General features: G+C 52.7%; 20 protein-coding genes. 4 read left to right on the top strand and 16 right to left on the bottom strand.

What is annotated here, in order from left to right:
- Positions 1-411: 411 nt before the first annotated feature.
- Positions 412-1,293 (bottom strand): LysR family transcriptional regulator, encoded by an 882-nt coding sequence (locus SBI19_RS28380; protein ID WP_317972898.1) that lies wholly within the window; start codon positions 1,291-1,293, stop codon positions 412-414.
- A 136-nt stretch (positions 1,294-1,429) separates the two neighbouring features.
- On the opposite strand from SBI19_RS28380, the gene SBI19_RS28375 reads away from it, so the two are divergent.
- Positions 1,430-1,963, top strand: coding sequence for a GNAT family N-acetyltransferase (locus SBI19_RS28375; protein ID WP_317972897.1), 534 nt, complete (start codon positions 1,430-1,432; stop codon positions 1,961-1,963).
- A gap of 97 nt (positions 1,964-2,060) precedes the next feature.
- On the opposite strand, the gene SBI19_RS28370 is transcribed toward SBI19_RS28375, so the two are convergent.
- Genes SBI19_RS28370 through SBI19_RS28360 form a run of 3 tightly spaced genes read right to left on the bottom strand, consistent with a single transcriptional unit; the run spans position 2,061 to position 4,943 of the window.
- Positions 2,061-2,708, bottom strand: coding sequence for a bifunctional 4-hydroxy-2-oxoglutarate aldolase/2-dehydro-3-deoxy-phosphogluconate aldolase (locus SBI19_RS28370; RefSeq protein WP_317972896.1), 648 nt, complete (start codon positions 2,706-2,708; stop codon positions 2,061-2,063).
- Between the two features lie 5 nt (positions 2,709-2,713).
- On the bottom strand, positions 2,714-4,024 hold the full coding sequence (mutY, locus tag SBI19_RS28365; RefSeq protein ID WP_317972895.1) for an A/G-specific adenine glycosylase: 1,311 nt from the start codon (positions 4,022-4,024) through the stop codon (positions 2,714-2,716).
- A complete protein-coding gene (locus SBI19_RS28360; protein WP_317972894.1) occupies positions 4,011-4,943 on the bottom strand; it encodes a helix-turn-helix transcriptional regulator in 933 nt (310 codons plus the stop codon). The genes mutY and SBI19_RS28360 overlap by 14 nt, the downstream gene beginning before the upstream one ends.
- A gap of 146 nt (positions 4,944-5,089) precedes the next feature.
- Here SBI19_RS28360 and SBI19_RS28355 point away from each other — a divergent pair, with 146 nt between their 5' ends.
- Positions 5,090-5,443 (top strand): c-type cytochrome, encoded by a 354-nt coding sequence (locus SBI19_RS28355; RefSeq protein ID WP_317972893.1) that lies wholly within the window; start codon positions 5,090-5,092, stop codon positions 5,441-5,443.
- 84 nt (positions 5,444-5,527) lie between these two features.
- Here SBI19_RS28355 and SBI19_RS28350 read toward each other — a convergent pair whose 3' ends face one another.
- The 8 genes from SBI19_RS28350 to SBI19_RS28315 form a co-directional block, all read right to left on the bottom strand.
- Complete coding sequence (locus SBI19_RS28350) at positions 5,528-5,740, bottom strand: hypothetical protein (protein ID WP_317972892.1); 213 nt, start codon at positions 5,738-5,740, stop codon at positions 5,528-5,530.
- Between the two features lie 89 nt (positions 5,741-5,829).
- Positions 5,830-6,243, bottom strand: a complete 414-nt coding sequence (acpS, locus tag SBI19_RS28345) for a holo-ACP synthase (protein ID WP_317972891.1) — start codon at positions 6,241-6,243, stop codon at positions 5,830-5,832.
- Positions 6,244-6,344: 101 nt separating this feature from the next.
- The gene (nadE, locus tag SBI19_RS28340) at positions 6,345-7,154 is read right to left on the bottom strand and encodes an ammonia-dependent NAD(+) synthetase (RefSeq protein ID WP_317972890.1); all 810 of its coding nucleotides are present in this window, start codon (positions 7,152-7,154) and stop codon (positions 6,345-6,347) included.
- Between the two features lie 350 nt (positions 7,155-7,504).
- Positions 7,505-7,939 (bottom strand): BrxA/BrxB family bacilliredoxin, encoded by a 435-nt coding sequence (locus SBI19_RS28335; RefSeq protein ID WP_317972889.1) that lies wholly within the window; start codon positions 7,937-7,939, stop codon positions 7,505-7,507.
- A 191-nt stretch (positions 7,940-8,130) separates the two neighbouring features.
- Complete coding sequence (locus tag SBI19_RS28330; RefSeq protein WP_483312349.1) at positions 8,131-8,529, bottom strand: DUF3905 domain-containing protein; 399 nt, start codon at positions 8,527-8,529, stop codon at positions 8,131-8,133.
- A gap of 15 nt (positions 8,530-8,544) precedes the next feature.
- Positions 8,545-8,670, bottom strand: coding sequence for a hypothetical protein (locus tag SBI19_RS28325; RefSeq protein WP_317972887.1), 126 nt, complete (start codon positions 8,668-8,670; stop codon positions 8,545-8,547).
- Positions 8,671-8,737: 67 nt separating this feature from the next.
- Positions 8,738-10,444 carry an ATP-binding protein gene (locus SBI19_RS28320; RefSeq protein WP_317972886.1) on the bottom strand — a complete coding sequence of 569 codons (1,707 nt, stop codon included), beginning with the start codon at positions 10,442-10,444 and terminating at the stop codon, positions 8,738-8,740.
- A gap of 291 nt (positions 10,445-10,735) precedes the next feature.
- On the bottom strand, positions 10,736-11,626 hold the full coding sequence (locus tag SBI19_RS28315) for an alpha/beta hydrolase (RefSeq protein ID WP_317972885.1): 891 nt from the start codon (positions 11,624-11,626) through the stop codon (positions 10,736-10,738).
- 193 nt (positions 11,627-11,819) lie between these two features.
- Here SBI19_RS28315 and SBI19_RS28310 point away from each other — a divergent pair, with 193 nt between their 5' ends.
- Positions 11,820-13,088 carry a BaiN/RdsA family NAD(P)/FAD-dependent oxidoreductase gene (locus SBI19_RS28310; RefSeq protein ID WP_317972884.1) on the top strand — a complete coding sequence of 423 codons (1,269 nt, stop codon included), beginning with the start codon at positions 11,820-11,822 and terminating at the stop codon, positions 13,086-13,088.
- 537 nt (positions 13,089-13,625) lie between these two features.
- On the opposite strand, the gene SBI19_RS28305 is transcribed toward SBI19_RS28310, so the two are convergent.
- Complete coding sequence (locus tag SBI19_RS28305; protein WP_317972883.1) at positions 13,626-14,057, bottom strand: hypothetical protein; 432 nt, start codon at positions 14,055-14,057, stop codon at positions 13,626-13,628.
- 251 nt (positions 14,058-14,308) lie between these two features.
- Here SBI19_RS28305 and SBI19_RS28300 point away from each other — a divergent pair, with 251 nt between their 5' ends.
- Positions 14,309-15,232, top strand: a complete 924-nt coding sequence (locus SBI19_RS28300) for a helix-turn-helix domain-containing protein (RefSeq protein WP_317972882.1) — start codon at positions 14,309-14,311, stop codon at positions 15,230-15,232.
- 131 nt (positions 15,233-15,363) lie between these two features.
- Here the strand turns inward: SBI19_RS28300 and SBI19_RS28295 are convergent, their stop codons facing one another.
- The 3 genes from SBI19_RS28295 to xylA form a co-directional block, all read right to left on the bottom strand.
- The gene (locus SBI19_RS28295) at positions 15,364-16,116 is read right to left on the bottom strand and encodes a hypothetical protein (protein WP_317972881.1); all 753 of its coding nucleotides are present in this window, start codon (positions 16,114-16,116) and stop codon (positions 15,364-15,366) included.
- A 281-nt stretch (positions 16,117-16,397) separates the two neighbouring features.
- A complete protein-coding gene (gene xylB / locus SBI19_RS28290) occupies positions 16,398-17,894 on the bottom strand; it encodes a xylulokinase (protein WP_317972880.1) in 1,497 nt (498 codons plus the stop codon).
- A gap of 94 nt (positions 17,895-17,988) precedes the next feature.
- Positions 17,989-19,302, bottom strand: a complete 1,314-nt coding sequence (gene xylA / locus SBI19_RS28285; protein ID WP_317972879.1) for a xylose isomerase — start codon at positions 19,300-19,302, stop codon at positions 17,989-17,991.
- Positions 19,303-19,952 lie beyond the last annotated feature (650 nt).

The raw sequence follows: 19,952 nt of genomic DNA, 5'->3' as shown, positions 1-19,952 counted from the left end.
CGTTGGCGGAGTTTAGGATACTTAAAAGTACGCTAACTCGATAGGGCCGCTCGTTGGCGGAGTTTAGGATACTTAAAAGTACGCGAACTCAATAGGTACGCACGTTGGCGGAGTTTAGGATACTTAAAAGTACGCTAACTCGATAGGGCCGCACGTTGGCGGAGTTTAGGGTACTTAAAAGTAGGCTAACTCAATAGGTCCGCACGTTGGCGGAGTTTAGGATACTTAAAAGTACGCTAACTCGATAGGTCCGCTCGTTGGCGGAGTTTAGGATACTTAAAAGTACACTAACTCGATAGGTCAGCACGCTGGCGGGGAATAGGATACTTAAAAGTACGCTAAATCACTCCGGCCGGGTTTAGTTTGATAGCAAGGCACGCTGTTCCACAGCGTGCTATGCTATCAAACCTTTTAAATACTATAAAAACTCACATTCTTCGGCATCAGCGCCTCGATGAACTCCTCGTTCTCGCCTGTGAGCGCGATCAGATTCGTATGCAGCGAGATGCCCTTGGTCTCCTCGATCTCGATCGGAATGAGCCGGCCTCGGCTCACTTCCTCTTTGACGCACAGGCCAGGCAGGAAGCAGATGCCTACCTTTTGCAGAACAAGCTTTTTAGCCGTTTCCGAATTGTCCGCATGGAACACAATATCAGGCGAATGCTCCAGCTGCTCGAACACCCGGTGCAGACGCTGCCAATCGAGCGATCCGCATTCGAAGAACAATAGCGACTGATAACGAATCTCCTGGATGGATACTTTGCCTATTGATGCGAAAGGATGCCCCTCATACACATAAAGCTTAATCGGGTCCTCATAGAATGGGTACGATTGCACCGACGGATGTGCGACCTTGCGGACGAAAGCGATGTCCAGCTCGCGTTCAAGCACCTTCTTCACTAATTCATCCGTTGGCGCCGTAGTCAGCTTGAACCGAAGCTGCGGATACAGCTGTTTCAGCTTCGGCAGCAGATCGGGAATCAAATAATTCGATACCGACACGGTGCTTCCGATGCGCAGCTCCTGCGGACGCGATCCCTTCTCCTGCAGATGCAGCCGTCCCTTCTGAATCGTCTGCAGGATCTGCTGCGCGTACGGAAGGAACTGCTTCCCTTTCTCGGTCAGCATAATTTGCTTGCCTAATCTGTCGAACAGCCGGCAGTCCAGCTCGCGTTCGAGTGTTTGTATGCGGGCGGTGACGGAAGGCTGGGACAGATACAGCACTTCAGCTGCCTTATTAAAGCTGCCATAGTGATTGACATACACAAAGGCTTCCATGTTCTCGATATTCATTCGCAACCCCCTCCAGTGATCGATCAACGATAGACCTTTTCTATCGCACATTCAAAATTATCTTTATCATATAGGATTAATCGGAATTATGGAATATAGTAATTGTAAAAAAGCTCAATTAAAGGAGTGACCATTGGTGAGCACACAGGCGAAAATTACGATACGAGATGCACGCGAGGAAGATTACGAATCGTTCGTTCAGCTGTTGGTGGAGGCATACGGTCAGTATGCAGATGTTCTCCCTGACGAGCGTTGGGAGCAGTATAAGGAGGCGCTTCAAGGTTCATTCCGTGAAGGCTCGCCGATCGCACGAATCGTGGCGGAGCAAGACGATAAGCTTATCGGCAGCGTCCAACTGTTCGCGTCTTCGGAGGAAGCTTATGGCCGGTCGGATCTATTGATCGCGAATCCGGTCATTCGATACTTAGCCGTATCCCCTCAAACCAGGGGCCAAGGCATTGCAACGCTGCTCATAAGAGAATCCATCCGCCGCTCCCGCGAGCTCGGAGCCGAGAGACTGAACCTGCACACCTCGGATATGATGAGCGCTGCTGTACGGTTGTATGAGCATCTCGGGTTCGAGCGAGCTTATGAGACCGATATTTATAATGGCGAGACACTGGTGAAAGGCTTCCGCATCGAACTGAACGAAGCCGCGCTTCGCATCTAACCCCGTACTCCGTCTCTAGCACTCCCCTACCCGTATCCAAAAAAAACGAGCAGACAGCGCATCGCGCTCTCTGCTCGTCCTTCCACCTGGCATTAGATTACTTCATTCCCTGCAATTTCGCAGCGACGTCCACGAATTGACGTACCCGCTCCGTCACGCGATCATACTCGCCCGCGCGGATCCAATCGAGATTCACCAGCTTGCTGCCCATACCGACTGCGCAAGCGCCAGCGCGGAAGTAGTCGCCGATGTTGTCGATATCGACGCCGCCTGTTGCGAGCATTGGAATATTGTTCAGCGGCGCGCGGATTTCCGCGAGATACTTGACCCCGAGCGATGCCATCGGGAATACTTTCACGGCTTCTGCGCCCGCCTTCCATGCGCGTACGATCTCCGTTGGCGTCATGCAGCCCGGCCATACCGATACGCCGCGCTCTGCGCCATAAGCCACTACTTCTTCATCGAGGTTCGGCGAAATGATGAATTGCGCGCCTGCCGCAACCGCCTCCCGCGCCATCTCTACATCGAGTACCGTACCTGCGCCGATACGCGCCTCGCCGTCGCCGAATTTCGTCCGCCATTGATTGATAATAGCCGTTGCGCCGTCTGTGTTCATCGTCACTTCCAGCAGACGAACGCCGCCGTCGATAATGGCCTGCGCGGCACGGTCTGCATGCTGAGCCTCGATGCCTCGCAATATCGCAACGATCCGGTGCCGATGAAGCAAATCCAGAAGTTCGCTCATTCCTTCTATCCCCTTCCTCTAATCCCCCAATGCTGCTGCAGCAGCTTCAAGAACAAATTCGGAAAAGCCAGCGTGTCCATCGCTTCAGGTCCGATCCACGCATACCCCGCTGGCAACCCATCGCCAGTGTACGAGCCATTCGACTCTGCAACAAGGTCAAGCCCTGCCTCTGTCGACTCCATTGCAGCTAACCCTTGCGGCGACCCAACAGCACCCACAGCCGTATCGTTCGACGGCAAGTCCGCCTCGAATACGTCCATATGCCAATGGATATGGCTGAATACATGCTCGGCCTTCGTGGAGTAGCGAAGCGGACGAATAAGCAGTCCAGCTTCCTCATGCAGCATTCGTGCCAGCAGATCCGCAAGCGATGCCTGCTCCCGCTCGTCCACAGCCGCTGTCTTGCCGCTGCCTTTACCTGCCTTATCCGCTTTGGTTTCGCTCCGAAGCTGCTTCTCCGCATCCTTCGAGACAAGTACATGCGGCAGCTCCCACATGCGGGCGAGCAGTCCGGTGTCCGGACGTTGTCTGACCAACACCCGGCCCTCATTCTCACCGCTGCCCGTTACAATAACGCCAAGCCGCCATTCCGGACGCGGCGGCTTCGCCTTCGTCTTGATCGGCAGCTCGACCTCGCGGCCTGCCAGTCTGCCAGCACAATGCTCCATTACCGGACACGTCAGGCAGCCCGGCGACTTCGGCGTACAAACAAGCGCGCCCAGCTCCATCAGCGCCTGGTTGAAATCGCCCGCCCGGCCTTCCGGGATGATCGAACGCGCCAGCTTCTCGATCTTCACCCGAGTCGCCGGCTTCGCGATGTCGTCCTCCAGCAGCCAGAAGCGTGACAGCACCCGCATCACGTTGCCGTCAACCGCCGGCTCAGGACGATTGAAGGCGATGCTCATAATCGCGCCCGCCGTGTAAGGACCGACGCCTTTGAGCGAAGCGACCGACGCAGCATCATCCGGTACGATTCCACCATACTTCTCGACGACTTCACGCGCTCCAGCCTGCAAATTGCGAGCGCGCGAGTAGTAGCCAAGTCCTTCCCAATGCTTCAGCACATCTTCCTCCGGTGCCTCCGCCAACGCTTGCACAGTCGGAAAACGGCGCATAAACCGCTCGTAGTACGGAATTACCGTATCAACGCGCGTCTGCTGCAGCATAATCTCCGACACCCATACACGATAAGGGTCACGGTTAATCCGCCAAGGCAGCTTACGCTTCACTACGTCATACCAGCCGAGCAGCTCTCTTCCGAAGAAAGCCGCCAATTCGGCTTGCGACAGCTCAGCCTGTAGATCAGTGCTGCTCATCGTCTTTCACTCCTTGCGTAAGTCCATCTTCTGCCTTAGCCGACGGGTTCATTCTTGCTTGACGCTGCAATTCAGGAATCGGCTGCATAGCTCCGTCAATGGATTGCGACAGCTCCCGATAACGGCGAGGCGTAACGCCATACTGCTGCTTGAATAACCGCGACAAATAATGATTCTGCATTCCGACCCTGCCCGCTATATCAGATACGTTAAGCGTCGTCTCTTCCAACAGCGTCCGCGCCATCTCCAGACGCCGCTCATTCATATAGTTAACGGGCGATGAACCAACAACGCTCTTGAATATCGTCGTAAAATAGTTCGGATGCATGCACTCGATCGAAGCCAACTGTTCGATCGAGATGCTCTCTGACAGATGCTCCTCGATGTAAGCAATCGAATCGCGGAATGGATCCAGCTTATCCCGCTTGTTAATGAAGGCCTGCTCTAAGCCGGCGCCTTCCAAGAAACAAGCCATCAGCTCCAACAGCACCGCTTTGGTGCGCCAGCTCTGCAGCAGCGTATCCGCCTGCTGCAGTACAATGAGCTTCTCGTACAAATCAATAGCCTCATGCTTGTCCGGCGCTGCCACAACGAATGGTATATCAAGTTCGGTCAGCAGCTGATAGCCGCCGATATTCATTTTGAAATGCGTCCAATAGAAGACAAAGCTTTCATCGCCGTCTGTACCGTATGCAAGTTCTACAGAACCAGGCAGCATATAGAGAAATCCTGGCTCGAGGACAAAATGTTTATGTTCAATGCGCAGCCAGCCCTTCCCGTTGACGGGATAGAACAGCCGGGTTAAATCTGAGTTTTTGGCATCATGCGTCCACTCGAAATCTTTGCGCGAAATACCGCTTAGCGCATGCTCGACCTCAATCTGATTCAACCTTCTAAGCAATAAGTCATCGTATACCAATAGTCGTAACTCCTAATGTTAGATTCAAAGCTGTCATGGACCGCAAAGCTGTACTTCCCAATTATAAAGAGACTGCGCCGCTATGAGAAGTTAAAAAACATTATGTTATACTCATAGGTAAATATTGCGAGAAATGAGGCTTCGCCATGACGACAAGGATGAACACCACCGCATCGTATCCTCTGCTGCTGAAGCTGCTAGCAGCTTCCATCGTACTGCTTACATTAGCCGCATGCGGCAGCTCGAAATCCTCGCCTGCTCTGGATGGACCCAAGGAAGCGGTAGCACTCTATAACGCACGCTGCATTAGCTGCCACGCTGCCGACTTGAGCGGCAAGGTCGGCCCGGACAGCGATCTTCGCACGGTAGGCAGCAGGATGACGAAGGAAGAGATCGTCAAGCAAATTACAGAGGGCGGGGACATCATGCCTGCATTCGCCAGCAAGCTGTCAGCGGACGAAATCGATCGTCTGGCTGATTGGCTATCCAAACAGCAGTGATTCATCTATCTCAATACCGAGCATAAATTCACAAAAAGCCGGACAGCATGATGCTGTCCGGCTTAAGACTCTGCGGCAATCCAGCTATTGTGCATACTCCTCATACGCGCTAAGGCGTAAGCGGTTTCCAAATCTGGCATGCGTCCACGTTGTAGGTCCCGCTTCGGGATGACATGGAAAACGGTCGCCGCGAAACAACACGAGCTGTCCGCCCCAACTGTCGGTATACAAACCATCATACAAGACGCTTGCGCCCGTCTTAAATCTTCCGCTGCTCGTCGTCCAACGCTGATTCATCGTCATCCGCCCCTTTGCATCCGCTAGTATAATGCAACCTATTCCTACTATGGGCAAATGGTGCAGCCGCTATACCGCGGAGCGTACGATTATCCGAGCTGTTCTGCGACTGCGAAAGCCGAAGCGACGCCACGATCATGCGTAATCGTGACATGAATGCGCCGAGTAATCCCGCTTCCGGCCTGATCGTCCTCCCAGCCAAGCTTCCGTATGGTGGCTGTCGACAACAGCACCTCCGGCTTGCCTAGCTTGTCCTTTCCAATTACGATATCGTGCAGCCCTGCGATAGAGCCGATGCCGCAGCCAAGCGCTTTCACGACCGCTTCTTTCGCAGCGAACCGCCCTGCAACATATTCCGCAAGTCTTCTCCCTGCTAAAGTTGCAGCCCGCTCTCGTTCCGTCCCAGCTAGCACGCGTTCGATGAACTTCGCACCCGTGGACTTCCCCAGAATCGCCGCCACCCGATCGATATCGGCTATGTCATGCCCAATCCCAATAATCAAGCACGCTTCCTCCCGTTCGACTACTATGCAAAAAAGCCGGGCGCCGCCGCGCTGCTGCGCGGCTGTCACCCGGCTCTCTCCCTCTTCGGTGCATCGACTGCTTAGATGCCTGGAATCGGCGAGCGTTTATGCTCTGTACGCAAGTACTGCTTCTCGATCTTCTCGCGTACTTCAGGCGCTATTTCCTTGCCCTCGAGGTAGTTGCTGTTATCTTCGTACGTAATGCCAAGCTCATTCTCGTCCGTCTGACCTTCCCACAGTCCTGCGGTAGGCGCCTTTTCGAGAACGCTCGCAGGCACGCCGAGGCGCGCTGCCACTTGGCGAACTTGACGTTTGTTAAGCGAGCTGAGCGGCGTAATATCTACAGCGCCGTCGCCCCACTTCGTATAAAAGCCCGTAAGCGCCTCGGACGCGTGATCCGTACCGACGACAAGCAGGTTCAGATCGAATGCGATTGCGTACTGCATCACCATGCGCGTACGCGCCTTCACATTGCCTTTGCCGCCGCGGCTCAGGTGACGGCTGATGCCGATAGCCTTCAAGCTGTGCTCTACTTCAATCGCGATCTCGTCGACCGTCTCGCCGATATCCGTCTCTACCCGATGCGTCAGGTTGAATGCATCTGCTGTTGCATAGCTGTCGGAGATGTCCACTTGCTCATTATACGGTTGGAATACGCCCAGCGTAATGTACTCCTTGCCCGTCTCAGCAGACAGTTCGTCGGTAGCCTGCTTGCACAGACCAGTCGCAACCGCGCTGTCGATGCCGCCGCTAATCGCAATGAGAAGTCCCGTCGTACCGGACTTGCGCACATACTCCTTCAGAAAATCGACCCGTTTGCGAATTTCCGCATCGACGTCAATCGTCGGCTGAACGCCGAACCGTTCAATAATTTCGCGCTGCAAGCTCATCGTTCTTACTTCCTTCCTGACATCAGGGTCTTTAAAGAGGTTGTTCAAAAAGTCCGCTTGTGATCACGAGGTCAGTCAGGAAGCTAATTCGACGTCGAAGCTTGCGTTCACCTTCGGAGTCCGGGGCTTATGCTTCCGATGCAGGTTTCCGCTGGAAACCTTGTATCATGTAGGTGTTGCCTACACTCCGTTCCTCCTGAAGTTATTTGCGATACTGCAGTGTTACTACCTGCAAGCAAATAACAACTACGTAAGCATACGCTCTTCAGGTTCTCGCAATCTTCTCGGTGCTGACAACCGAACTTTTTGAACTCTCAATTAAAGGGAGTTCAAGTCACTCCCATTATCAATTAACGGCAGAAGCGGTCGAAAGCACTAGTCAGATCTGCTGCGATATCAGCTGCCGAACGATTCTCGATCTGATGGCGCTCGATGAAGTGAACGAGCTCGCCGTCCTTCATCAATGCGATCGAAGGGGACGACGGCGGATATGGCGCGAAATATTCGCGAGCCTTCGCCGTAGCTTCTTTGTCTTGACCGGCAAATACCGTATAAAGGTTATCCGGCACTACATCAAACTGAAGCGCTTCAGCAACGCCTGGACGGCATTGGCCAGCTGCGCAGCCGCACACGGAGTTAACAACGACGAGCGTCGTACCTTTGGCATTGTCGAAGCTTTCTTGCACTTCCTCTGGCGTACGGAGTTCCGTAATGCCGATACGCGTCAAATCGTCGCGCATTGGCTGCACCATATCCAGCATATATCTTTCGAAGGACATTGACATGTTCTTCACTCACCTTTCAATCATCATAATAGCCTCATTGTTACATGATTATAATTATTATAAACCTCATGGAAAATGAATGTAAAGCAAAAGCAGCCGAGTTTTCACCCGGCTGCCAGCCCTTGCGGAACAACCTCGCTCAGCGTGATTCGCTCCTTATTCGCACGTTTCGATCCAACTGCGCGGCTGCCTCACGAACTCGGTTCATCAACCGCATAACTTACATCTTTGTCTGGATGCTGAAACATACCTGCACCGGTCTGCGGATTGCCGCCCTCCTCGAATATCGCACGATTGTCCGAGGTGAGGAAACCTATATCCTTATAAGGGTGCACCCACTCGTCGCCGGACATGATCGCCGGATCCGTCTCCGTCGACCACTGCTCAAGCGGCGAATTAGCGGAAGCATACAAATGGTCGCCAATGACGACCCCATACCGATTGACGAATGCGCCTCTCGGCCCTCGCCCGCTGCGATAAGCAGGAAGGAAGTTGATCTCGTACGGATCAAGCTCAGGGTCGTCTCTCAGCGCATCCAGCGAATATTCATACTCTGCTCGATGATTATCGCTATTTCCTATATCGCGCATCATAATCGCCCGAGCTTAGGTGGATGGCCGATTCGGCCCATCCAGCTTTTTGTCGAAACCCAGCTCTCCAGCTTCTTTATTCGATGCCGAGTTGCGATTCGCAGGCGCCGATGCGTTTTTTTTATTCGATTTGTTACTCATCTGTCATCATCCTCCTTCCGTGCTGTATTATGCGCGCGGAGGGATGATTTTATCCTGCGAAATCCTCTTATTGGCCAGCCGCCGCTGCCGCTTCTGCCAAGCTCTCCTCGATGCGGAACATGACGATGAAGGTCGTACCCTCGCCTTCCTTCGACTCCACCACGATACTGCCGTGATGCTTCTCGACAATACTCAAGCAGACAGGCAGGCCAAGTCCGGTTCCCCTGGATTTAGTCGTGAAGAACGGTTCAAACAGCTTATCCATCTGCATCTGCGTAATGCCGATCCCTGTATCCTGTACGCGAAGCTCGACCACGCCTGAATAAGAACGTGTCGACAGCTTAAGACTGCCGCCGTCCTTCATCGCCTCGAGTCCATTGCGCGCAAGATTCAGAATAAGCTGCTTCATTTCTTTATCGTTAAGCCACAGCTCTGGCAAATTCGGCTGAGGGTTCCATTCAAGATGCAGGCCGCGCAAGTTCGCATCCGCCTGAATAAGCGGCACCGTCTCCGATACGATATCGTTAAGCGATGTAATCGCTTTGTCGATAAGACGATTTTGCGCCAATGAAAGAAAGTCGTTAATAATCATGTTCGCACGGTCAAGTTCATCCATAATGATGCGAAAATATTCATGCTGCGTATCGCCCGTTCGCTCCTTCATCAGCTGTACGAACCCGCGAATAACCGCCATCGGGTTGCGGATCTCATGCGTAATGCTCGCGGCCATCTGACCGACAAGACTAAGCCTGTCCATCCGTCCCAGCTCGTCGCGCAGCTTGCGAAGCTCGGTAATGTCATGCATGATAATCGCAGCTCCTGTAATGGAAGCCGGACCGACCAGCTCGTTGTCCCGTATGGAGAATGCCGTTTTTACGAGCACTTGTCCCTCGTTCTCCACGAGCTCCAGTGAGCTGCGCTCGCCCATGAGCGCCTTCCGCAGCATCGAGACGCACTGCCGATCACGTTCGGGATCGAACAAATCCGTGAACATGCGTCCTTTCATTTCAAACACGCTGCGTCGCTTGTTCGGATTCGGGAACTGTTCAAGCGACACCTCGTTCAAATGTGTAATTCGCCCTTCATGATCAACGAGGACGACGCCAAGCGTCATCTCATCAATAAATTGCTGAAGCTTCTGAACCTCTGTCCGGTACTTGTCCGACATTCGTCTATACTGCCGATGCAGAAGCTCATTCTCGCGCATATTCTCGATAATGAGAATCGAACACCATACCATCAAATACGACATCGCCGCCAAAACGATAAGCAACAGCTCTGCCTTTTGCAAGGACTCAGGAGCACTCGTCGTCACGTTAATCATCATCGTCGTGCTGAAGAACAGCTGCAGCACCGTAACGAGCGCTGCGCCGATCTTCTGTTTATCGATCCGCTTGGCAAGCTGGAACGGTCTGATCGACATCATCAGCAGCGGGCAGAATATAAGCAGAAGCAGCCCGAACGCTATCCACTGATTGCTAGTATCCAGCAGCGGCAGGCGCGAGACAATGTAAATGACGGTTAACGCCCCCATGCTCCAGAAGCCGCCATACAGCGACCCAACGACATAAGGAATTAGCCGCGCATCGAATTGGTAGCCAAATTGCGAGTGATGAGACAGCAGCATGCATAGGATCATCGACACAGCGCTAACGATACCGATCAGCATGTCTCTTGCTCTCGGGTGATGATGCGGACGGTCCCGCCACATTTGATAGGCAACGGCTGGTAGAATGGAAATGAATAATTGCAGAAGCATCGTTTTCCACATCATGGTTCCGGTCTCCTACCTCTCTCCAATACAAGGAGCTTGTGCTCCGCTTTGCTGCCAATCGTCCTAATAAAGGCCGTTCAAAAAGCCGAGTTGAAACCGAGACTTTTCGAACATGCACTAATACCACAAATTAAAACACAAATTGTTTATTTTTACTATACATGGACTGTTAAATTCCGACATGACCGATCGAAAATAGGCATAAAAAAAGCAGAAATCGAGTGATTTCTGCTTGTCGATCCATTGAACTTGTTAATTAGTCTATAGGATAGAATAATTCGTTAATTGTAATTAGTGTAAAAGCTCGCTTGCACGTTCACGCAGCCACGCTGTGATCCGCTCCATCGTCGCAATCCCTTCCGGGTCATGATACAGCTCATGGTAGCCGCCTTCGACCGGCATGAACGTGCTGGTGGCCGGATTGGCTTGCGAGAACAACTCGCGGCTCGCTTCGAATGACGTAATGCGATCCGCCGTGCCGTGCGCCAGCAGCAGCGGGATGCGAATCCGCCGAGCCTCTCGAATCGCCCATTCTCCGCTATCGGTCATTGCAACGAACATCGCTGCCGTTATGCTGCCGTGCGACCATTCATCCTTAGCAGGCGCTGGATTCGGATGTCCAGGCCGATATAGCGCACCGGATGCGAGACCCGCTTGTTGCGTGAAGGTAGGCCAGATGCGTCCTATCGCGCGCCCGATCTTCACCTTCCACTTCGGCGGCTGGAACGCCAGCCTCAGCCAAGGGCTCGACAGAACGAGCCCTGCGAGCTCCGCTTCGTGCCGAAGCGCATAATTGACAGCCACATTGCCGCCCATGCTGTGCCCGTATAAGAAGATCGGCAGCGAAGGATAACGACGACGCGCTTCCGCGATGACAGCGTCCACGTCGCGCGTCAGGTGCGTGATCGAAGGCGAATGTCCCCGCTTGCCCTCGGAGCGTCCATGCCCGCGCTGGTCGTAGACGAATACGACGAATCCCGCTTCATTGAGTGGCTGCACAATCGCAGCCTGCCGGCCGTGATGCTCGCCCATGCCATGGACGAGGCATACGACGCCTATCGGCGACTTCGGAGCCGGCCATTCCGCTGCATACAACTTCAGCCCGTCGACGGGGCTGGCAAGCGGCAGCGCAAGCGGCTGTCTCTTGCCGCTTCGTTCATTCGTGTTCGGAGTGTGAGTCATAACGAGCAGCCTCCACGTTACATTTTGATAACAATAGTTGAGCACGTTCGGCCTTCGAATGCAAGCGGTTTATCGCCCTTCTAAGTAGAATCTATGCGGAATACAGGAGCAGCAGTGCTAGGTTTTGCGAAGTCGCGGGTTTCCGATTACAATGAAGGTCATAGATTGCGGACGACACGGAGGCTTCGTACGAATGAAAGATTGCGACATTATTATCATCGGCGGCGGATCTGCAGGGCTTATGGCCGCTATCGCGGCCAGCGAGCACGGCGCGAAGGTTCTGCTGCTGGACAAAGGCGACAAGCTCGGACGCAAACTCGGCATATCCGGCGGCGGTCGCTGCAACGTAACGAACAATAAAGACATGGACGAGCTGATCAAGCATATCCCCGGCAATGGGCGGTTTCTATACAGCGCGCTGACGAGTTTCGGCAACAAGGACATTATCGCGTTCTTCGAACGACTCGGCATTCGACTGAAGGAAGAAGACAATGGACGCATGTTCCCTGTAACGGATAAAGCGAAGACGGTTGTCGATGCTCTCGTTAATCAGGTCGTTAAGCAAGGCGTGACCATTCGCGTCAACGCCCCTGTCGCGGAAGTTCTGTACGCCAATGGTGCCGTTGCAGGGGTGAAGCTGCGTTCTGGCGAGCGGATTTCAGCTAGGGCTGTCATCGTCGCTTCCGGCGGCAAATCCGTTCCGCATACAGGCTCGACAGGCGACGGTTATGCTTGGGCGGAACAAGGCGGCCACACGATAACTGAGTTGTTCCCGACGGAGGTGCCGATCGTCTCCAACGAGCCGTTCATCGTCTCGAAGGAGCTGCAAGGCGTCTCGCTGCGCGACGTCAGCCTGTCGGTATGGAATCCGAAGGGCAAGCGAATTATCGAGCATCGCGGCGATATGATATTCACCCACTTCGGCATCTCGGGTCCGATTGCGCTGCGCTGCAGTCAATTCGTCGTTAAGTCGCTCAAACAGTATGCGGTCGGCAACATTATACTGACGATTGACCTGCTGCCGGATCGAACGGCGGACGAAATCTACACCGAAACACTTAAACTTGCTGCTTCCGAATCGAAGAAAGCAATCAAGAACGTACTCCCCGGATACTTGCCGGACAAAATGATTCCGCTCCTCCTCGCGAAGGCCGAGCTCGACGAGCATCTAACGTACGACAACATTCCGAAGCAGCGCTGGCTCGAGTTCTCCCGCCTGGTCAAAGCATTCCCGCTGCGCGCATACGGTACGCGCTCGATCGAGGAAGCGTTCGTCACCGGCGGCGGCGTCCACCTGAAAGAAATCGATCCGAAGTCGATGGAATCGAAGATGACGAGCGGACTGTACTTCTGCGGCGAAGTGCTCGACATTCACGGCTACACCGGCGGCTACAACATAACAGCCGCCTTCTCCACCGGCTACGCCGCAGGCATGAGCGCGGCAGAGGCCGTCCGGTACTAGACCGCAACTGTTATATGCACGAGCAAAATGGCGACCATACTGTGCCCTGCCAGGGTGCAAGATGGTCGCCATTGTATTTCGTGCACAACGTCCCATTAATGGGCAGTGACAGATGCAGACGCTCGAACAAAGTGTGCAGACGCGCGAACGTACCTAGATACAGCACACCAACTTAGACATCTCGAACAAAAGTTGTGCTCAAAGGAGCTTTGGTTGTCCCATCAATGGGCGGTGACAGATGCACACGTTCGAACAAAGCATGCAGACGTGCGAACGTACCTAGATACAGCAAACCATCAGCTTTGCCGTAAGGCGGCAAGTGCGAGCACACGAACCAAAAGTTCAAAAATGCGTCCTTGTGAGGAGTCCAGAGGTAAAGGTTTCCGTAAGGAAACCACATCGGGAGCATACGCACACGACCTTTGGGGCCCTCCCTTGCAGGGAGGGTTTGGGTGGGTAGAAAAATTGGTTTCAATGGGGGTCCAGGGGCAGCGCCCCCTGGACTCCTCTCTGCTAGGGAGGATTTAGGCGGGTTGCCTACGTATGTACGTCTCCCGACATGAAGTTATACGAGCCATCGTCAGGACGGAAACTCGTCTCCTCCCCGTCCTCGTCGCGATTGCTCAGACCCGCATCCTCATCGACAATATCATCGCCTGACCCTGAGGCGTATGTATCTGTCCAATCTTCATTGACCGTATGGGCCGGAATTGGAATGCTGTCTATACCGTAGGCAAGCCCTGTCACGGCAACCGGATCAAGCGGCTTCTGATCCATGAGCTCCCCTCCGTGAGACATGGCGATTTCCAGCGCTGATGTCAGATCGCTGCCATCCATATGAATATGCAGCTTGCCCCCCTCATGCACGACTGGTTCGTAGCCAAGCTCACGCAATGTCGCGCTTGCATCCTCTGCACTGCTGTCATCGGCGAACTGGAACAAGATTGCCGAGCCTTCCGTTTTGTCCATTGCTTACTATTCCCCTTCCACATTCGCAGCTTATTTGCTCACCGTTACATTTCCCATCCGCAACCATTTTTAACCGTAAATTGTACTTCTGGACACATCAACTAACCAAAAGATCGATTCTCCTACGTATAATGTTACAAATAATTATACACATATGTCATGTTCTATAACATGGATCATGTTACAATGAAAACAAGTCAATACAATCCGGTTTCGAGTCAAATATTCTAACGTTTGAGAGGTGCCTATACATGTACGATGTGTTTACGTTTAGTCCCGATTCTATCCTCATTGTTGATGCTTCGATGGATTTAATCCGCATTACGGATATGAACGATGCCTTCTGCGAATGGAGCGGTTATCGCAAAGACAACCTGCTTGGCACTAATCCTTCGCAGTTGATCGAGACCGAGCAAGGCGGCAGCCCATTAGATCGGCTTGAGAAATTGTCACAATCGATATCGACTGCCTCGCCGTTTTATTGCAAATTCCGTTCACGCAACGGCATCGTGTTTGATATTCGACTAGAGGTATTGCGGATCGGCCAATCCGATACACCGCTGAAACGGTATGCAATCGTGCTGCATGATGTGACCGAGCAGCGCTGGATCGATTCCATCATTCGCGAGGAGAAAGCCGTCGGCGCAGCTATCCTGACTAGAGAGCATGCCATTCAATGGGTAAACAGCTATGTGACCCCTGTTCGGTATGAACAGTCGACATTCATTAATCAGCCGTTTCAACAATATGTAAGCATGAATGACCGCCGCCATGTGAAGCGTTCGCTTGATTATGCTTCTGCGAACCGCACACCGCAGCCGTGCTCCTTCAGTCTCATTCATGACGATGAAGCCTATCTCGCACGTGCGATATTCATGTCGTTCCAACGTTGGAACGGTTCTGTTCGCAGCCATGCGGTTGTGATGCTTCAGATGGAGCCGCTGCATACGGACGTCGATTCTTCTGCTAAGCTCAGACTGCTCATGACAGCGAAGAACATTTCCGTTACCGAGCTTGCACGTTCGACGCATATTTCACTGACGACCATCTCGAAGATCCGTAACGGCAAAATTAAGAAGCCGAAAAGAATGACCGCCGAATTGATCGCGAGCCAGTTGGGCGTTGTGCCTGAAGCGATCTGGGGCGCGTACCATGTCGGGTACGGCGGCTTTTAGCTCGAAATCGGACTAAGTCTGTCATTAGATTTTGCAGTCAGGTTGTTAAAATGAAACGCCGTCTTCGTAAATTTTATTGCTATACCGATCATAAATAACCCCTCTTAATTCAGAGGGGTTATTGCTGTAGTTTACATTCTCAGGCCATAACCGAGAACTTCTCCAGTATCGCCATCGACATAAACGACAATCGGTCCTAAAAGCGCATCCTTGTTCGTTTTGAAAGTCACCTTGTACAATTGCTCCGCTTTCGGTGGTTCTCCGCCACCTTTTACAATGGGCATCTCACTTAATCCTGCCTCTTGCACTTCCGCAGATTCTGGCGAAAGGTCGTTCCACGCCGCTTCGCGCACAGCCGACGAAATTTCGTTTATTTCGGAGCCAGAAGAACCATCGGCAATTCCCTCTATTGCTGCTTGGAAGTAATAAGTTGCCTGCGCCGCCACTCCATTTCCGTCTACGCCCCATCTCGCATCTATTGCATAAAATCGCGGTCCTCCCCTAGAGGAAATCGTCCAAAGAGCAAACGAACCACTGTCCAATTTTCGTTCGGATATGTAAGCACCACTGTTAGGGTCAAATTCCCTAATGTATATCTCTGACGGGTTCGGCTTGTAATCAAAAACCACTTTGACCTTGGCATCTGCAGCAAGGGGTACTGGCTTATAATCCTTGAGCAGCTCCATCGGCCCCGCCTTATCGACGTCGGACTTCCACGAGTGCGAACCCAACACAACCGGGAGTTCAATCTCGCCCGATTTCAACGTCGGTAACGGAGGAGTTTCGCCTCTGACTGCAGGAAGTTCCTCAACATCGGATTTTGCACACCCGACCGACCCTAACATCACCAATAAAAAAATAATACACATCAAATTTTTGTTCAATTCATTCCCCCCATAAACTCAATTAATTACCTTAGTATCGACGTAACAATCAAATGAATTGTTTCTGACGGACCCGCAGGTAAGTAGTGGATATTGATTTATGATGCGTTCCGCTTGGAACAACGTTTCTTTCATTGCCCCAAATAAGTGCTGCTATTCCTTCCCGGCAGGCGTACTAACAGTCCCCCATAGGAGCCAATTTCAGAAACCAGCGAAATACAAAAACCGCCTCGTTCATCACATTCATAGTGACGAACGAGGCGGTTTATTCGTTATGCGTACTAGTTGCGGAATGCTGCAAGCGCTTGGTTCAGACCACGAGTCTGCTCATACACTTGCTGATAGATGCGGAACAGACCAGCATACGTCTCAACCGCTTCGGCGTTCGGCTCATAGGATGCGCCGCGCTTCACGAATTGGTCTGCGCATGCGTCGAGGCTTGGGAACCAGCCGCAGCCATAAGCTGCGAGCATCGCTGCGCCAAGACCAGGACCTTGCTCGTTCTCCAGCGCAACGACCGTTGCGTTGAAGATGTCTGCTTGCATTTGCAGCCATACAGGGTTCTGTGCGCCGCCGCCGATCGAGATAACCGTCTCGATCTTCTTGCCAGCCTTGCGGAACAGGTCAACGGACTCGTTAAGCGAGAACGTAATGCCTTCCATAACCGCACGTGCAAAATCAATACGACGGTGCGAACCGTCTACACCGATGAAGCTCGCGCGAATTTGCGCGTCCGCATGCGGCGTACGCTCGCCAACGAGGTAAGGCGTGAACAGCAGTCCGCCTGCGCCTGGCTTCACTTCGCCAACGCCTTCGAGCATTTGATTGAACGATTCGCCTGCAGCGAACGTGTTCTTGAACCAGCTCAGGCTGTAGCCCGCTGCCAATGTAACGCCCATTGCGTAGAACGCATTTTCTTTACCGTGGTTGAAGAAGTGCACTTTGCCTGCGAAGTCAGCGTCCTTGTCATTCTCGTAGTTCAGAATAACGCCGGATGTGCCGATGCTCGACAGGGTCAAGCCTTCGGACAGAATGCCTGCGCCGATTGCACCGCATGCATTGTCAGCGCCGCCTGCGAATACCTTCACCGAAGCTTCCAGTCCTGCGCGCTCAGCTACTGCAGGAAGCAGCGTGCCGACAAGACCATGCGACTCAACAAGCGCTGGACAGAACGATGCTGGCAGACCGAATGCAGCAAGCACATCGCTGCTCCATTGTTTGCCCGCGACGTCCAGCAGCAGCGTGCCTGCAGCGTCGGAGTAGTCCATGTGCAGCTCGCCTGTCAGGCGATATCGCACATAGTCCTTCGGCAGCACGAACAGCTTCGCTTGCTCGAATGCTTGCGGCTCGTTCTGACGAACCCACAGAATCTTAGGCAGCGTGAAGCCTTCCAGCGCCGGGTTGCGCGTAATGCCGAGCAGCTTGTCGCCAAGCGTACGCTCGATCTCGCGGCATTGTGCCGTCGTGCGCGTGTCGTTCCACAGAATCGCGTTGCGAACCGGAATGCCTTCGCCGTCCAACAGCACAAGACCGTGCATTTGGCCCGAGAAGCTCATGCCTTCGATGTCCGCAGCGTTGATGCCAGCTGTACCGGACAACTCCTTCAACGCTTCAATTGTTGCTTCCACCCAGTCATCAGGCTTCTGCTCGCTCCAACCGGAATGCTCGTGGAACAGCGGGTATGCGCGCGAAGCTTCGCCGCGTACGACGCCTTCCTTATCGATCAGAAGCGCTTTAACGGCGCTTGTTCCTAGGTCGATACCAATTACATAACTCATCGTCCGTTATTCTCCCTTTTCGTTCAAAAAAGCCAGCAATTATGCTGACTTTTTTGAACTTGCATATTTGTTAATGCGATAAGCTCGCTAGTTATTAAACGCTGAAGATTACTTCGCTAAGCAGCAGGCGGAGACGCTCTTGACGGCCCGACTTGTTAACGATTGGGTTGTTTTGCAGCGCGTATTGCTCCAGGGAAGCAAGCGTTGCTTTACCGGATACGATGTCAGCACCGATGCCGGATTTGAAGCTTGCATAGCGGTCTTCCACTACGCTGTCGAGGACTTTGTTCTCGATCAGTTTAGCAGCTGCTTTCAGGCCCCAAGCGAAGCTGTCCATACCTGCGATGTGAGCGAGGAAGAGGTCTTCCAGCTCGAACGAACCGCGGCGAACTTTCGCGTCGAAGTTTACGCCGCCACGGCCCAGGCCGCCAGCTTTGAGAACTTCATACATCGTAAGCGTCGTGGAGTACAGGTCCGTAGGGAACTCGTCCGTATCCCAACCGAGAAGCATGTCGCCTTGGTTCGCGTCGAGCGAGCCGAGCATGCCGTTGATTGCAGCAACGCGGATCTCGTGCTCGAACGTGTGGCCAGCCAGCGTAGCATGGTTAGCTTCAAGGTTCAGCTTGAAGTGCTCTTGCAGGCCATAGCTTTGCAGGAACGAAATCGTCGTTGCAGCGTCGAAATCGTATTGGTGTTTAGTTGGCTCTTTCGGCTTAGGCTCGATCAAGAATTGTGCATCGAAGCCGATTTCTTTCGCGTATGCGATCGACATTTGGTACAGGCGAGCGAGGTTGTCAAGCTCAAGCTTCATGTCCGTGTTCAGAAGCGTTTCGTAGCCTTCGCGGCCGCCCCAGAATACGTAGTTTTCAGCGCCGAGCTCTTTACCTACTTCAAGGCCTTTCTTCACTTGCGCTGCAGCGTATGCGTATACGTCAGCGTTGACCGCAGTGCCTGCGCCGAACACGAAGCGCGGGTTCGTGAACATGTTTTGCGTGTTCCAGAGCAGTTTTCTGCCGGACGCTTTTTGGCCGTCTTTCAGCATTGCAACGATGATGTCAAGGTTTTTGTTCGTTTCTTGCAGCGTAGCGCCTTCTGGTGCGATATCGCGGTCATGGAAGCAGTAGTAAGGAATGTTCAGCTTCTCCATGAATTCGAAGTTTGCTTCAACGCGTGCTTTTGCTTTATCGAGAGCGCTCAGGCTATCCCATGCGCGTACAGCCGTGCCAGCGCCGAATGGATCCGCGCCTTCTGCTGTGAAAGTGTGCCAGTATGCCACTGCATAACGCAGGTGCTCTTCCATCGTTTTGCCGAATACGACTTCGGATGGATTGTAGTGTTTGAATGCAAGTGCATTGTCGGAGCCTTTGCCCTCGAACTTGATTGTTGGAATGTTAGCGAAATAGGACATCGTTAACGTAATCCTCCTTCAAAATGTAAGATGCATGATTGCCATGCGTTATTGGTTGAAAGCGTTCTTGCTTGTGTCTAACGACAGCATACCACTTCAGAACTTGGTTTGTCTATTAAACAAACTAAGTTTTTTAAAGTTTTTTTCGCGCCTTTTGCGCCCTACCGTATTATGGCTTGGTGCGATGTAATTATTCTGCGTTCCAGCTTGCTGAAAGAGTTCTAATTGCCTTAATTATCCGCTCCATAGCCACTTGCTCGTGACTCGCAGCTTGGCGGGAGCGGTGACTAGAATGTTTCTGACGACTTTAAGTCACTCTCACAGACCGCTCCATTGTATTTCGTGCAACAGGAATGGTTCATTCGGCCCGTGCCGGATAGCTCTGTTGTATTTTATACAATAGGGATCAGCAGTATCAGGGAAATTGGTGTTCAAACAAACTTCGGCGGCTAGTTCTGTTGCACAAAATACAATCAAGCAGCTATAAGATCGGAGCATCTAATCATTCTGTTGTACGAAATACAATGGCGATTTGCTCGATGCCGCGCAGTATGTACGCAAAATAAAAAGCGACTCCATAGGAGTCGCTCAGATTGTAGAGAAACCCACGTTTTTTTTCAAAACGCTGGGTTTCTCTTTGTGTTTAATCG

The sequence above is a fragment of the Paenibacillus sp. CCS19 genome (genome assembly GCF_033239625.1).
GTDB lineage: Bacteria > Bacillota > Bacilli > Paenibacillales > Paenibacillaceae > Paenibacillus_T.
This window is presented reverse-complemented; position numbering and strand designations above follow the sequence as displayed.

Coding starts and splice junctions, on each gene's coding strand:
- SBI19_RS28380 (WP_317972898.1), bottom strand. CDS start 1,293: ATGAATATCGAGAACATGGAAGCCTTTGTGTATGTCAATCACTATGGC.
- SBI19_RS28370 (WP_317972896.1), bottom strand. CDS start 2,708: ATGAGCGAACTTCTGGATTTGCTTCATCGGCACCGGATCGTTGCGATA.
- mutY (WP_317972895.1), bottom strand. CDS start 4,024: ATGAGCAGCACTGATCTACAGGCTGAGCTGTCGCAAGCCGAATTGGCG.
- SBI19_RS28355 (WP_317972893.1), top strand. CDS start 5,090: ATGACGACAAGGATGAACACCACCGCATCGTATCCTCTGCTGCTGAAG.
- SBI19_RS28350 (WP_317972892.1), bottom strand. CDS start 5,740: ATGAATCAGCGTTGGACGACGAGCAGCGGAAGATTTAAGACGGGCGCA.
- nadE (WP_317972890.1), bottom strand. CDS start 7,154: ATGAGCTTGCAGCGCGAAATTATTGAACGGTTCGGCGTTCAGCCGACG.
- SBI19_RS28335 (WP_317972889.1), bottom strand. CDS start 7,939: ATGTCAATGTCCTTCGAAAGATATATGCTGGATATGGTGCAGCCAATG.
- SBI19_RS28330 (WP_483312349.1), bottom strand. CDS start 8,529: ATGCGCGATATAGGAAATAGCGATAATCATCGAGCAGAGTATGAATAT.
- SBI19_RS28325 (WP_317972887.1), bottom strand. CDS start 8,670: ATGAGTAACAAATCGAATAAAAAAAACGCATCGGCGCCTGCGAATCGC.
- SBI19_RS28320 (WP_317972886.1), bottom strand. CDS start 10,444: ATGATGTGGAAAACGATGCTTCTGCAATTATTCATTTCCATTCTACCA.
- SBI19_RS28315 (WP_317972885.1), bottom strand. CDS start 11,626: ATGACTCACACTCCGAACACGAATGAACGAAGCGGCAAGAGACAGCCG.
- SBI19_RS28310 (WP_317972884.1), top strand. CDS start 11,820: ATGAAAGATTGCGACATTATTATCATCGGCGGCGGATCTGCAGGGCTT.
- SBI19_RS28305 (WP_317972883.1), bottom strand. CDS start 14,057: ATGGACAAAACGGAAGGCTCGGCAATCTTGTTCCAGTTCGCCGATGAC.
- SBI19_RS28300 (WP_317972882.1), top strand. CDS start 14,309: ATGTACGATGTGTTTACGTTTAGTCCCGATTCTATCCTCATTGTTGAT.
- xylB (WP_317972880.1), bottom strand. CDS start 17,894: ATGAGTTATGTAATTGGTATCGACCTAGGAACAAGCGCCGTTAAAGCG.
- xylA (WP_317972879.1), bottom strand. CDS start 19,302: ATGTCCTATTTCGCTAACATTCCAACAATCAAGTTCGAGGGCAAAGGC.